This is a genomic window from Paenibacillus sp. Negev47, assembly GCF_058313655.1.
Window position 1 is genome coordinate 3,285,307 of sequence record NZ_CM177754.1, and the last position, 14,617, is coordinate 3,299,923.

At 40.1% G+C, this 14,617-nt stretch carries 11 protein-coding genes; all 11 read right to left on the bottom strand.

The features are described from left to right. Positions 1-4: 4 nt before the first annotated feature. Positions 5-1,240 (bottom strand): MFS transporter, encoded by a 1,236-nt coding sequence (locus AC4G47_RS14715; protein ID WP_491106536.1) that lies wholly within the window; start codon positions 1,238-1,240, stop codon positions 5-7. A gap of 178 nt (positions 1,241-1,418) precedes the next feature. After that, on the bottom strand, positions 1,419-2,402 hold the full coding sequence (locus AC4G47_RS14720; RefSeq protein WP_491106537.1) for a LacI family DNA-binding transcriptional regulator: 984 nt from the start codon (positions 2,400-2,402) through the stop codon (positions 1,419-1,421). A 120-nt stretch (positions 2,403-2,522) separates the two neighbouring features. Continuing rightward, the gene (locus AC4G47_RS14725; RefSeq protein ID WP_491106538.1) at positions 2,523-3,086 is read right to left on the bottom strand and encodes a TetR/AcrR family transcriptional regulator; all 564 of its coding nucleotides are present in this window, start codon (positions 3,084-3,086) and stop codon (positions 2,523-2,525) included. Positions 3,087-3,326: 240 nt separating this feature from the next. Next, complete coding sequence (locus AC4G47_RS14730; protein WP_491106539.1) at positions 3,327-4,490, bottom strand: FAD-dependent oxidoreductase; 1,164 nt, start codon at positions 4,488-4,490, stop codon at positions 3,327-3,329. 429 nt (positions 4,491-4,919) lie between these two features. Next, the gene (locus AC4G47_RS14735; RefSeq protein WP_491106540.1) at positions 4,920-6,380 is read right to left on the bottom strand and encodes a glycoside hydrolase family 1 protein; all 1,461 of its coding nucleotides are present in this window, start codon (positions 6,378-6,380) and stop codon (positions 4,920-4,922) included. A gap of 13 nt (positions 6,381-6,393) precedes the next feature. After that, complete coding sequence (locus AC4G47_RS14740; RefSeq protein WP_491106541.1) at positions 6,394-8,259, bottom strand: beta-glucoside-specific PTS transporter subunit IIABC; 1,866 nt, start codon at positions 8,257-8,259, stop codon at positions 6,394-6,396. 147 nt (positions 8,260-8,406) lie between these two features. After that, the gene (licT, locus tag AC4G47_RS14745) at positions 8,407-9,246 is read right to left on the bottom strand and encodes a BglG family transcription antiterminator LicT (RefSeq protein WP_491106542.1); all 840 of its coding nucleotides are present in this window, start codon (positions 9,244-9,246) and stop codon (positions 8,407-8,409) included. A 303-nt stretch (positions 9,247-9,549) separates the two neighbouring features. Next, a complete protein-coding gene (locus tag AC4G47_RS14750; protein WP_491106543.1) occupies positions 9,550-10,437 on the bottom strand; it encodes an RCC1 domain-containing protein in 888 nt (295 codons plus the stop codon). Between the two features lie 166 nt (positions 10,438-10,603). Continuing rightward, complete coding sequence (locus tag AC4G47_RS14755) at positions 10,604-12,535, bottom strand: fructose-1,6-bisphosphatase (protein ID WP_491106544.1); 1,932 nt, start codon at positions 12,533-12,535, stop codon at positions 10,604-10,606. 275 nt (positions 12,536-12,810) lie between these two features. Then, complete coding sequence (locus AC4G47_RS14760; protein WP_336758183.1) at positions 12,811-13,527, bottom strand: class I SAM-dependent methyltransferase; 717 nt, start codon at positions 13,525-13,527, stop codon at positions 12,811-12,813. Positions 13,528-13,596: 69 nt separating this feature from the next. Beyond that, positions 13,597-14,505: a LysR family transcriptional regulator gene (locus tag AC4G47_RS14765; RefSeq protein WP_491106545.1), complete on the bottom strand. Its 909-nt coding sequence runs from the start codon at positions 14,503-14,505 to the stop codon at positions 13,597-13,599. Positions 14,506-14,617 lie beyond the last annotated feature (112 nt).

Below are 14,617 nucleotides of genomic sequence, written 5' to 3' on the forward strand. Positions count from 1 at the left end.
CCTCCTATGCTGTTTTAATGTGTGTGTTAGGTTTGGGATTCAGCTTTTTCGGTTCTCTCTTCAAGGTGAAAATCGAAATTGTTGTGAAAGCAAATACGAAGATACCCATAATCACGTACGTATTTGCAAAGCCTCTAATGTCATAAAACACTCCAGCGATTGGTGACAAGATTGAAGCTCCTACCTGACTCGTAAACTGATAGCCCACCAGATACAAAATTGAAGACAAACGCGTATCGAAATTAGCAGCCAAGTACTTAAATACGGAGATCAGCATAATTGGCAGTTCCAATGCATGAATCAACTTCATAGCTGAGATACCGTAGGGTCCAATTATTAATCCAGAACCCATAATTCTGAAAGCCATCAAGTACCCTGCGAAAATGAGACCTTTTTTTGCACCAATTTTATTCACAACGAAGGGAGCTAAAAACATCATCCCTGCTTCCAGAAAAACTTGGAAGGAATTTAAGTAGCCGTAAACTTGATTGCCTAACGCAACCGATGAAAATGTCGATGAGAAGTAAATCGGGAACTGTTGGTCATACACATTATAGATACACGTTACACCAAAGACGTATAAAATAAAGAACCATAAATGCTTATTTGCAAACATACTGCCGACTTGCTTAAAGCTAACGGATTCTGCCCGCTCCTTCTCTGAATCAGTCATTTCAACTTTAATTGTCATCATAATGACAAACAGAACGACGGCTGAAACTGATGCAATCCAGAAGTTAATATTGGGGTTGATATTAAAAAATTGACCTGCAAAGAATGTTGCTGCGGCCCAACCCAGAGAGCCCCACATACGAGATTTTCCATATTCAAAGTCATATTTGCGGCTTACTTTCTCGACATAAGATTCGATGGCTCCGATCCCCGCCAAGAAAGAAATACCCAAGTATAATCCACCTACAATGGCTCCAAGAAATACATTGTATTGAAGTAACGGGCCATAGATAAAGATATAGAAGGGTCCAACAAATAGCAGTAAAACACTAATCAAAAATAGAATATGTTTCTTTAGTCCGATTTTATCTGAGATATAGCCATAAAGCGGTTGCATACATAAAGCGAAGATAGCGTTTACAGTAAAGATAACACCTGTTTCAGCACCATTCAGACTGATTTCTTGCCCCAGCCAAATAGAGAATAATGAATAACTTGCTGACCATGTAAAGAAGAAAAAGAAGAAATAGGCACTTAATTTCCAGTACATGCTCTTTGAATATCTCATTTCGAACGCTCCTCTAAGTTAAACATTTAATGTGAATGAAAGCACTTCCGTACTTGCAAAATTGATTATATGTCAACCGCTTTCATATGTCAACCGGTTGACATGTTGCTAAAAGAAAAAGAGCTCTTCTTTTAATTTAAGAGTAGCTCCGTCGTGTATCCCAGTGATAATAATTGTATTAAGTTGTACTCGCTTCAATAAGTTTTACGGGTAGATACGTTTCTCGCGGGACATCACTGAAACCACTTTCAATCTCTTGGATAAGCAACTCTATCGCAGATTTCGCAATCTCCTGTATGGGTTGCTGAATTGTCGTCAGTTCAGGGAGTAGGTTGCGGGTTGTTTCTGTACCGTCATAACCAATTACGCGAATATCTTCAGGAACACGTTTCCCGCGGTTTCTTGCTTTAGCAATAAAAGATGCAGCCACCATATCGTTACTTGCAAACATTCCATCCACTTCAGGATGTTCATCAAGCAAGCGTTGAATCGGTTCATCGTGATTCTGTTGATGGAAGGGATCATGTACTTCATAAGTAATTGCCTCACGACCATACTTCTCCATCACATCTTCATATGCTTTTCTTCTTAAGCTAGCCGGTGTTTCCAGTTCTACAGGGCCATTGATGTGCAAGATATGCTTACAGCCCTTTTTAATAAGTAGTTCTGACGCCAGCTTTCCACCTAAGTAATTATCCGATCCAACAACGGGGATTGAGTCGGATAGAAAGCGATCGATGGCGATGACAGCAATATTCTTCTGTTCATAGTTTACGATTCCCCGGTTGTGTGTACCAACGATAATTCCATCTACTTGATTTCGCATAAGCATGTCCACATAAGATTCTTCCTTATCGAGCTGATTCAAACTATTACAAAGTAACAGCTTATAGCCTAATGATGCGCAAATATTCTCTATATGAAAAGTTAGTTCTCCAAAGAAAGGGTTGCTTGTTGTTGGAATGATTAAACCTATCAAATTTGTTCGTTTGCTAAATAATGATCTGGCTACATCATTTGGGAAATAATTCAAATGCTGCATTGCTTCATGGACTCGATCCTTTGTTTCTTGACTGATATAGCCACGATTATTAAGTACGCGAGAAACTGTAGTCGGTGAAACTCCAGCTAATTGTGCAACATCGTTAAGTTTAGGTTTCATTGTCTCCTGCCTTCTTTCCATACCATATCTCCGCTTATTAATCATTTTAACACGGTTAATCGTGAAAAAACATGTGTACTGATTCATGGTAAAAGCAGATAATCAATACATAATCTAAATCTATTTAAAACCATGATAAAATGTATTTAATAACAAGTCAGCTGCCGAATTTTTAGCAATATTCCCCTCTACAACCTGTTGCCACGTCAGGAATAAAAGTGAATACAAGACATTAACAATCCAACCTTTGTCTACGTCTTCACGCAAATGTCCCTTTTGCTGCAGCAAACCAATTGCGTTCAATAATGGTTCCCTTAAAATTTGGTCCTCTTCCTCAATTTCTTTGTTGTTATTGACATTAGCATCATGTTTTAGAAAGTATATTTTATCCCCTAACGGGATTAACGCCCCAATTAACTCGGGGATATAAGATTCGTAATTTTGCTCATCCAATCTTATATCTTGCATCGTCTCCGCAACAACTTCAATTGCACGAAATCCTAAGTGAATCATCAGTAGCTCTCTATTCTCAACATAGCGATGCAAAGTCGCAATCCCAATCCCCGCTGATTCGGCAATTTCATGCATCGACGCACTTGGATTCTCAATCAAACATTTTGTTGCTTCATCCAAAATTGTTTTTAAACGCATCTGTTTAATTGAGGAAAGTTCTTTTCTTTTCATTTTTACACCTCGTAGTTAGAATGAAATTTTATTATGTCTCACACGATAATATATGGAGTAAGGTATCCGTCTCTTCCTAATTAAGACTCATGAAAATCAGCTAAATGAAAAACGCCCCTAGAATTTCATCGGATAAACCATGGGTTTATTCCAAAGTCCATTCTAAGGGGGCACTTTATCGAGAAATTTCTCGTTAAAAGATGGCTAAAATTCGTTAAACACTAGATCCAAATCAATGTATTAATTTTCCCAATGAATTTTGTAATTTGGATCAATAGTAGATCCGCTAAACAAACCAATATCAAAACCATTGCTGAAATCGAACCCTTTACTTACATCAAATATTTCCAAGCTATTCTGTATTGCATTTATACGATCTTTGCGATCAGCCTCTAAATAATATAACGCGTCGGTATAATGGTGTTTTTGTAACATTTTAGCTAAGTACATTGCGTCCTCTAAGGCCACGGAGCTTCCATACCCCGTGTTGGGGTTTATGGTATGTGCAGAATCTCCAATAACTACAGCTCGGCCTTTAGACCAACTAGGAATAGGATCAACACAATAAATTTGTTTAGGAATAATATTAAACGATTTCTTGATAATCTCTGACAATGCTCCATGTTCACCATAACGTTTTACCAAATCTGATTTAAGTTCATCAAGATTCCTAAGTTCAAATTCCTCCTTTGGAATTTTCCTCTCTTGATATCCAGATGCTTGCCAAGATAGGTTTAATTCATCCGTTGGATGACTTTTAGAAATTAAGAAATTGGCATTCTCCGAAAAATAAAATAATTCATCCCCACTCATTAGGTTCTGTACCTGTGTACTATCAATATCCTTAAATGATGCAATTCCATATAATGCCCATGATTTAGCATAATGTAATAGATGATTAGGAAACATCTGGTTTCTTACTGTTGAATGTAAACCATCTGCTCCAACTAACAAACTTCCAATTTCCTGTTGACCGTCTTCAAAATAAGCAGTCACACTCGAAGCGTCCTCTGAGAAATGGGTGAGTTTTTTATTATAATGTACTTCAACACCATTAGATTGAGCATGTCTCATCAAAATTTCAACAAGATCGGAACGCTGCATGTAAATGGATCTTCTACTGAAAGTCGAATCCTGCATTAAATTTATTGAGGCTATTTCCGTATTGTCCGTCGTTAAGAGTCTCATCCGATCAGCGGAGTGACTACTGTTTTTGATTTGTTCTTCTATCCCTAATTCTTTCATCACGTGCACGCCACTTTTGTTAATTCGGAAACTAGATCCTTCAATTCGCTTGTAAGGATAGTTTTCGTAAACTGCGCAGTCAATTCCCGCCTTTTTCAAAAAAATGGATAACGAAAGTCCGCTAATTCCAGCGCCCACAATAATGATTTTTTCTTTCATAATCTGTCCTCCTGATATTCATTATTTTTACTTACATGAACTAAACGTCAATTTTTTTTAATGAATAAACTATAGTTTTGTCTGGTTACTCATTCTCTTCAAACTCACATATAGTGGACATCACCTCTTAAATAATATCATTTTATATCTTTTGATAGTATCTTATATCAAATAATATATAAAATCAAATGTACCTATATTTCTTTCAGGAGTTAGGACTCATGGGACACAACGCTCAGCTAAATGAACTGTAGACTGGATATTGTCAGCCACGTTAGTATCATCAGATTTAATTCTTAGTTTTATTATTGATGCACAAAAAACCAAGTACTTGTCTCACAAAGTGATAAGTACTTGGTCTATTTGATAGAATTTTAAAGGTTATGAACCCATCTGTCTGTCAATTAAATAAAGGCAGCCGATTTCAAATTATGTTTCCAAATTCAATCTTTCCCCGTTGGATTCAATCACCTTTTTATACCAGTGGAAACTGTCCTTTTTACTTCTTTTCAGGGTACCACTGCCCTCGTTATCCTTATCTACATATATGAATCCGTAGCGTTTCTCCATTTCGCCAGTTGAGGCACTAACGATGTCGATGCAACCCCAAGCCGTGTAGCCGATAAGATTAACGCCATCGAGGATAGCTTCTCTCATTTGTTCGATATGATCTCGCAGGAAATTGATCCTATACGTATCATGGATAGAGCCATCCTCTTCGATGACATCAACCGCTCCCAGACCATTTTCAACGATCATTATAGGGATTTTATACCGATCGTACACATGATTGAGTACGTAACGAAGTCCAACTGGATCGATTTGCCATCCCCAATCATTTGCCTTCAAATAAGGATTTTTGAATCCACCAAAGACATTCCCTTGGGTCTCATCACCCTCTGGGCGGGTACCCACTACATGAGATTTGTAGTAGCTGAAGCTATAGAAATCAACACAGCCTTGTTTTAGCACCTCTTCGTCTTCTTCTGCCATCTCAATCTGAATATTGTTCTCATTAAAATATCTCTTGGCAAAGTCAGGGTATTCCCCTCTAACTTGCACGTCACTGCTCAGCATATTGTTAATCTGATCCATTCTCAGAGCCTTCAACATATCTTCCGGTTTACATGTACTTCCGTAGCCATGACTATAATTAATCATGCAACCGATTTGGAACGTAGGATTAATCTCATGAGCAAGCTTGACAGCTTTTGCACTTGCTATAAATTGATGATGTAAAGCCTGAAATCTTAATTGCGTACTATCTACAACCGTATTGTTAAATACACCACTATCATCAACTAATAATGCCCCTGCTATATATGCTCCTGCTGGAACGATTAAACTATTGATCTCATTAAATGTAATCCAGTACTTCACGACATCCTTGTAACGGGTGAAAATGGTCTCACAATACCGTACGTAGCAGTCGATCATCTCTCTGGAAGCCCAAGCATTGAACTTCTCAGTTAGCGCAAACGGAGCTTCGTAATGTGAGATCGTAACGATGGGTTCAATATTATACTTTTTCAGTTCACTGAACACCTTGTCGTAAAATTGAAGTCCTGCTTCATTTGGCGTTACATCGTCCCCGTTAGGGAATATTCTGGACCAAGCAATGGACATTCTGAAGCTTCGAAAGCCCATCTCTGCAAACAGACGGATATCTTCTTTGTAATGATGATAAAAGTCTACTGCCTCATGGGAAGGATAGTTTACGCCCTCCTCAATGTGTTTAGTGATTCGTCTTGGAGTAGTATGCGTTCCACCCGTCATCATATCTGCTGTACTTGCCTTTTTACCATCCATGTTCCAGGCACCCTCGTATTGATTCGCCGCTGTTGCGCCGCCCCACATAAAAGAGTCTGGGAATACGGTTGTGTTCTTCATCGGCAATTCCTCCTTATATGATCTTCATTAGTTTTTCACCGATCGTAATCGATGGTTTGTCTATACCAATTACATCTGTAAAGTCATCTGAATTCGTAACAATAATTGGTGTAGTCAGGTCATAACCTTTGGAGGCTATTGCCTCTGTATCGAATTCGATAAGTAAATCCCCAGCTTTTACTTCATCGCCTTCTTGTACATAGACCTTGAAATGTTCACCTTTCAGCTTCACCGTGTTCATGCCGATATGAACGAGGAGCTCAGCGCCATTATTCGAGCTAATACCAATTGCGTGGAAAGTAGGGAATACCGCGGATATTACACCATCGGCTGGTGAAACAAGCTTTCCAACTGTAGGTTCAATGGCGATCCCTTTTCCCATAGCTCCAGTTGCAAAAGCTTCGTCCTTTATTCTCGATAACTCTAGAACTCGACCAGTCATTGGTGCTATGAGCACATGCTCAGAGACGCCAACAACAGGCACATGGTTTGTTGAAGAAGACTTCGCTGTTGCTTGTTGATTCGTTCCATCCTCAGGCACATCTTCAAATCCTAAAATAAGGGTCATTAAGAAGGTGACAACAAAGCTAATGACGAGACCAATTGCTGCATGCATTAGGTTCCATGGATTATCTGTAATAAATGCTGGTAACGTAGCCAAGCCGGCAATGCCTAGAGCAGATCGAGCTACACCGAACAAGCCAACATATATTCCGCCTACAATACCACCAATGACAACAGCGATCAGCGGTTTTTTCAACCGTAGATTTACACCAAACAATGCAGGTTCGCTAATACCTAACAGCGCAGTTACACTTGTAGAGTATGCAACTTGTTTAAATGCCTTATTTTTGGTTCTTAATGCGACCGCGAGCGCAGCTGCACCTTGAGCAATATTGTGTACGAGCATACCTGGGCCAACAATGCCATCGGTTTTTGTCTGAGCATAAGCAGTGAGGACAACGGGTCCCAAACTATAGTGCATTCCCGTCAGAATCAGGAATGGGAATGCCCCGCCAATAATACCAGACACTAACCATCCTGCGTGTGTATTGACATAGGATACAGCAGAAGCAAGGTAGTTACCGGCAATTGCACCCAATGGGCCTAGAACAATTAATGTTAGAGGTGCCATAACAAGTATTACAACTAACGGTTTCAAAATGGATTTGATCACGGAAGGAGAATACTTTTCAGCAAATCGTTCCACATATGACAGGATCCATACAGCTAAAATGATTGGAATAACGGAAGAAGAATACGTTGCTTGTGTAACAGGTAGACCGAAGAACGTAACAGGCTCACCCGCAGACATCAACGCCGAAAAGCTAGGATGTAACAAGATACCCGCAATGGTTAACGCAAAGCCTACATTAGCTTTAAGTTTAACAGCAGCACTCCAGGCGAGTAGCATTGGCAAGAAGTAATAAGCTGCATCTCCGACAAAAGTCATAATTGTATTAAATTGACCGTCAAGGTCAACCAGATTAAAGGTTTTCAAAATGAGAAGAACTGCCTTAATCATGGCGCAACCGATCATTGCGGGTAGAATCGGTGTGAAGATTCCGGCAATCGTGTCCAGAACCGTAGAGACTTTTCCTTTTTTCACAGTTGGAGCATCATTCTTGCTTGTAAAGTTCCCTAGTTGCGCAAGGGCTTTATAGACGTTGTTGACCTCATTACCGATAATGACCTGATACTGGCCTCCACTACTGGCAACGCCCACAACTCCTTGTACGTTTTTCAGTGCTTCGTTGTTTGCAATCGACTCGTCTTTCAAATTAAAGCGCAGCCTGGTAGCACAGTGTGTAACACTTTCAATGTTTTTTTCACCACCAACAAGTTTTAGAATGTCGGTAGCCGTTTGTTCATGTTTCATTTTTTGTTCCCCCTTCAATGTATTTTTTCACAAAAAAAGACCTAGAGTTCTATCGAATATAGATATGCTCTATACACGATGGAACTCTAGGTCTTGCCTGCATCACCAGTAACAATCCTAGTATAGTCATTATGGAGCGATGATGGGTCAATCCCTTTCTTCATCAGTCACCCTTTTGATATGAACAGTTAAATATACCAATTCGTCTTCGGTTAATTCTTTCCCATAGTCTACCCGAATCAACTGCGCAATTCTTAGACTACATTGGTACTCTAACTTATATTTTTCTTTAATAATATGGAGGAAATCGCTATCATTACTTTTCATCACCGTATTGTTAAACAGACGATAGGCAAAAAACTTTAGATGCGTGATCAGTCTGGAGTAGTGAAGGGAGCTTTCATTAAAATGAATTTTGAACTGATAACGAATTATATTTAAGACCTTCTGAATCAATTGCGTGATCTTCATGGTATCTTCCATTTCAGATCCGAGTTCTGCATTGACGATATGAAGCGCAATAAAGCCGGCCTCATCTTCAGGCAACGCAATGTTGAATTCTTGATTAATCATATCCAAAGCCTTCAAAGCCACTCGATACTCATTGGCGTAGAATGCTTTAATTTCAGACAATAACGCATTGTTGAAGTTCATTCCCTGTTTATAGCGTGATACGGCGAAGTTAATATGGTCTGTTAGCGTCAAATATATATTTTCATTCAGCTCTTTATCCAAGGACTGCTTGGCATATTGAATAATACTATCGGACACACGGATGTACTCCATCGGAATCTGCGCGAGCAGGGCATATAATTTGCCAGTTACATTTTTGGACTTCAGGAAAAATTCTTTCTCAATCTTCTCTGTGTCCACATCGTCTCCTTTTTTCTTCTGAAAACCAATACCACTTCCTAGAAGCATCATCTCCTGGCGTCTTTCATTTACAGCGCAGACGACATTATTATTAATAATTCGCGTGATTTTCATACGAATCTCCTTTTAAAATGAAACGTTAACAGAATTTAGCAAATAAAAAAGACCATTAATAGTGCACACATGGTAATTATACTCTACATGTTTGCATATTAATCGGTCTTGCCTGCTGATCAGTAACAATCCTGATTATATTCATTATTTACTTGTACGATTATCTTAGTGGAAGGCGTTAAATTTGTCAATATAGTCATTTGGAGTACTTTCTATAACTGAAAACGATCAATTAAAATTATACGTTAAGCGTGCCGTTAAAATAGCGACTTCCATGGGAATATGTTCTTAACTCTCGACATTTTATTGTTGGATGCTACTCCATCCGCTTACATCACATTGTCCATAATCATTATCACCCACAGCAACCATCGTACCATCCGATTTCAATCCAATCGTGTGGGCACACCCCGCCGAAACAGCTCTAATTTCGTGCCAGCCACTTACATCGCATTGGTGATGTTTATTCGAACCCACAGCAACCATTGTACCGTCAGACTTAAGACCAACGGTATGATAACTCCCCGCTGAAACTGCCACAATATCGCGCCAACTGCTTACATCGCATTCACCATCATTATTTCTTCCCACAGCCACTACCGTGCCATCCGATTTAAGTCCAACCGTATGAAGATACCCCGCCGAAACAGCCAATATGTCGCTCCAGTCGTTTACGCTACATTGGTTATACTTATTGTTACCAACGGCTGTTACCGTTCCGTCTAATTTTAGACCAACTGTATGCCAGTCACCCGTCGTGACCGATACAATATTATGCCAGCTGCTCACGTTACATTCCCCTTCATTATTTCGCCCCACCGCAACCACAGTGCCATCTGATTTAACCCCAACCGTACGGCACCAACCTGCCGAAATGGTTACAATATCGCGCCATTCGCTTACATTACATTGGTCATGCTTATTCCAACCTATAGCAGTTACCGTACCATCAGATTTAAGACCAACGGTATGTGCATTACCGGTGTTCGCAGCCATATGAACATTACCAGCAGCAACTGCGACAATATGGCACCAATCGCTTACCTTACATTGACCGTATTTATGATCACCCACAGCTATTACTGTTCCGTCAGATTTAAGAGCAACGGTATGACGACGACCTGCCGCTATGGTACAGCTACGGAACCGTTTCGTCTCAAACACTGTTTCCTTCGGTGAATTGTAGTCCATATCTTCCTCCTCTCCACAAATTGAAGGCAAATTCACATTTCCTCTACGTTGTTAGATCGCACTGCTACAAAAGAAAGGCGGTATTATTACTTCCCTGCCCAATACGAGCGTCTACGTCATATTGCACTCAAACGGTTGATCCAGGTGTGTACTTTTAGCAATCGTTTCATTTCATGTCGCGATAGTCTAATAGATCCTTCAAATTTGAGATTTTCTGCAGCAGCTTTTCTCCGACATTGGTTTCCCTCACCAGCTTCCGCGCCAGTTCTTTGTCCACCAATCTTTTTAGAGATAACACGTCCGTTCCGCTACATAACACATCTTCTTTTGATTTAAATTTCTTATGGGCGACGAGCTGCATGCCAAAGGAATTATACAACAAGGTATATCCGGCAATGCCCGTTGTGGATTGATAGGCTTTGGAAAAACCGCCGTCAATCACGATCATTTTTCCGTTTGCTTTTACAGGGTTCTCTCCACTAATTTCTTTGACTGGCGTGTGGCCGTTAATGACATGTCCATGATCTGGATTCAAATCAAACTCCTGCAAGATTTTTCGACAGATCTCTTCATTTTCACGTAAATGGTAGTAAGGATTCTTTCTCTCCTTATGTGCTTCTTTATCTTGGATAAAATACCGTTCAAAAGTGGTCATTTCTCTCTTTCCAAAGAGCGAGGAACATTCCCCTGTCCAGATGTACCATACCATATCCGTCGCCAGATCTTCTGTCTCTTCCGGATGCGCAAAGGCGTAACGTAAATAATCTTCAAAAACATCAAGCAATTGACGGCCCGCATATGTCTTGTCTTCAATCTGCATTTCTTCCATTTTTCCTTCTTCATCCAAAGGAATACAGCCGTGGATTAACAAATTCCCGTTGTATTTTAAATAAAGGCTACCCTTTTTCATGAGAAAATTCATATGTCTGGCCATCTTTTCGGAATGCTGAACGGAAAACAACAGCTTTTCCATCACCTGGCGTTCTTCCTCCAGCAATTGTTCAGGCTTCTGCGGATTTACGGTTGCGAAACAGGTGTTTTCCAGCAGGTACGTTTTACCGCAGATGTTGATTTCATTGTTGTCGTAATCAATCTGCTCCAGCAAAAGTCTTTCAGACATATTAAAGTATGGGCGTCTCTTGATAATCGGGATTTCAAGTTTAAACTGGATCATGGCAATGGCTTGGTGAATTTTGGTGATCTGCAGAATTTCCTGCTCCGATACATTATGGCCAGCCTGTAGCTTAGGTCTGAAGGGCGGATTGTCTTCATAATATTTCTCCGCCAGGTTTAGCAGTGGGCGCAGATTGATTCCGTATACATCTTCAATGATGTCCAGATTGTCGTATCTGGCGCAGATCCGGATAATATTCGCAAGGCAGACCAGAGACCCCGCGTAGGCTCCGATCCAGAGGACATCATGGTTACCCCACTGAATGTCTACAGAATGGTAGTTGATTAGCGTATCCATAATTTTATCGGGGTACGGCCCCCGGTCATAGATATCTCCAACCACATGAAGATGGTCAACCACCAAGCGCTGGGTCGTATAAGCCAGGCCGATAATGAGATTGTCCGCCTGGCCCAAGGATATAATTTGCCGATATATTTCCTCGTAATAAGGATCCTTATTGTTGGTCGAATCCGTCTTGTATAGAAGCTCTTCTACAATATATACATATTGCTCCGGCAGAGCTTTACGCAATTTTGAGCGTGTATACTTGGAAGAGGCATAAGAAATAAGCTTAAGCATGTGTTCAATCGTTAGTCTATACCACTGGTTCAAAGCCTGTTTATTGCTCAGTTCCCCTATAACCAACTGTATTTTTTCTTCCGGGTAATAAACCAACGCCGCAAAATCATTGATTTCTTGTTCCGTCCATACCTCCCGGAATAATTCTTTGATTTTCTCTTTGACGGTACCCGAACCGTTTCGTAGTACATGCTGAAAAGCCTGGAACTCCCCATGCAAATCACTGACAAAATGCTCGGTTCCCTTCGGGAGATTGGAGATCGCTTCAAGGTTGATGATCTCTGTTATGATTTTTTCTTCCGTATCATATTTCTCGGCCAATAAATCTAGAAACTGCTCATCCAAAACAGATGTCCCCCTTCAAGGAAGTATGGTGTTGTATAGCCGGGTCCAAAAGCTTTAGACCTATATAAAATTACACTCTATACTTGGCATTGATTATATGGTGATTATCAGCATCGCCTTCCCCCATCATACTCCAGTTCATCTTATATGAACAAATTTCATTGAATGGATTTGAATGAACAATGTCTGTAGTTATTTTAGGAATAAAAAAGCCGCTAATATAGCGACTTTCAATGAGAACATGTTCTTGTTTCTCGACATTTTTTTACTAACTGCTATTTTACACAATGAAAAATAAACGATCTATTCTCAGAATTTGCTTGTTTAAATTCCCAATCACCATATGTTTTAATTTTTGAAAAACCGATTTGTTTCAGCGACTCATCAAGTTCTTCTTGATTTCGAAACCTCAGCTGCATTTTTTCATGAACTAACACTTTTTCTGTTTTGGTATTTTTTACTATTTCATAGAAAGTGTAAATATCTCCCTCAAACCCTTCATATTCTGTATAAATTTCTAAAGGATCTCCGCTTAGTCTATCTTTAGCGAAGTCAGGAGTTTTGTCCTTCTCCCATTCTTCCCATACTTTTACCAAAGGGTTTCTTGTATCAAAAATAAAGTGACCCCCGATTTTTAGGGATCGGAATACGTCTGAGATTACTCGCTTCCAACTGTCATCTGTAAGAAATACCTGTGCAACATTCGCTGTCATAATTACCGCATCATAGGTATTGGTTTGTAAATCCGCACTACCACCTATAATCCAATCTACATTTCCAGAATTATCTTTACTTCGCGCCATTTCAATCGCTTCTTCATTGGGATCTATAGCGGTAATTTTATAACCGCACGGAACAAGATGAGTAGTCCATCTTCCTGTTCCACAGCCCAGGTCAGCTATAGATTCTACTTGTAATCTCTTTAACAATGCAAGGAAAAATTCATCGTCTTTTCCCCAATGGTTAATCTGGTCGTATACTAATGGAATCATAAATAATGTCTCCCCACTTTCGCAGCGTTTTACTGTGCTCAACAGTCAGTTTGATGTCTCATACATAACCTATATGGTTTTATTCTCATTCTTTGATCCAAAAACTTCCCTGGTTGCTTCTATAAAAGATAACATGATTGGTGAAAGCCACTTGTCTTTATGCCACAACATCTGTGTATATACCTGCAAGTCCGGAATTTGCCATGGGAGGACAACAAGTTCTCCGCGTTCAACTTCAGATTCCGCGACGATCTCAGGAAGAAAGGCAATACCGATGCCTGAAATTGCACATTGTTTAATGGCTTCCGCACTTTGAAACTCTAAATATGTAATGCTATCAATTCCCTCTTTCTCAAATGACCGATCAAACATCGTTCGATAGGGACAACCCTTCTCATTTGTCAGGAACACTTCATCATGAAAATCTTCCAATTGCAGCACAGTTCGTTTGGCGAGTGGGTGATCTGGAGCAGCTAACAATCGGAAATGTTCTTCCAGTAAAGGTTCCACGGAAAGTCCACTCGAGCGAATGGGTTCATCCAACATATAAACAATATCCGTAGTTCCCTCAAAGAGCGTTTGCTTGAGCTCTTGATTCGGAACTGAGCGGAAGATTAGACGAACTCCCGGATGCTGCGAACGAAACCGTTGGAAGACAGGTGGGAGCCGGTAGGAGCAAATAACCTCATTTGCACTTATCGTTAAGGTACCACTTAGTTTTTCATTATCATGGACAGCACTACGAGCTTCGTCCATTTTTTCAAGAACGCCTTGGGCGTGTGTTAAAAAGCGTTTACCCGCAGTTGTGAGCGCGAGTTGCTTGCCCAACCGATCAAAGAGGCAAACCCCTAGCTCATCTTCCAATGCTTTAATTTGCATCGTGACGTTGGAAGGAACGTAGCTCAGCGCTTCTGCTGCCCGCGTGAAATTCAATGTTTTTGCAACCGTACAAAACGTATTCAGTTGACGCAATTCCATCCGATGATCCCTCCTTCATCTTTCAATTTTATTGAATACTATCTTGAATTATATTCACTTTTATTGAGAGTATCACAGCTCTATACTGAGTACAAGAGATCACAGTGAACAT

Excerpts from the sequence above, each read along its gene's own strand:
- AC4G47_RS14735 (WP_491106540.1), bottom strand. The coding sequence starts at position 6,380 with ATGAAGAACACAACCGTATTCCCAGACTCTTTTATGTGGGGCGGCGCA.
- licT (WP_491106542.1), bottom strand. The coding sequence starts at position 9,246 with ATGAAAATCACGCGAATTATTAATAATAATGTCGTCTGCGCTGTAAAT.
- AC4G47_RS14730 (WP_491106539.1), bottom strand. The coding sequence starts at position 4,490 with ATGAAAGAAAAAATCATTATTGTGGGCGCTGGAATTAGCGGACTTTCG.
- AC4G47_RS14715 (WP_491106536.1), bottom strand. The coding sequence starts at position 1,240 with ATGAGATATTCAAAGAGCATGTACTGGAAATTAAGTGCCTATTTCTTC.
- AC4G47_RS14760 (WP_336758183.1), bottom strand. The coding sequence starts at position 13,527 with ATGATTCCATTAGTATACGACCAGATTAACCATTGGGGAAAAGACGAT.
- AC4G47_RS14765 (WP_491106545.1), bottom strand. The coding sequence starts at position 14,505 with ATGGAATTGCGTCAACTGAATACGTTTTGTACGGTTGCAAAAACATTG.
- AC4G47_RS14720 (WP_491106537.1), bottom strand. The coding sequence starts at position 2,402 with ATGAAACCTAAACTTAACGATGTTGCACAATTAGCTGGAGTTTCACCG.
- AC4G47_RS14750 (WP_491106543.1), bottom strand. The coding sequence starts at position 10,437 with ATGGACTACAATTCACCGAAGGAAACAGTGTTTGAGACGAAACGGTTC.
- AC4G47_RS14740 (WP_491106541.1), bottom strand. The coding sequence starts at position 8,259 with ATGAAACATGAACAAACGGCTACCGACATTCTAAAACTTGTTGGTGGT.
- AC4G47_RS14725 (WP_491106538.1), bottom strand. The coding sequence starts at position 3,086 with ATGAAAAGAAAAGAACTTTCCTCAATTAAACAGATGCGTTTAAAAACA.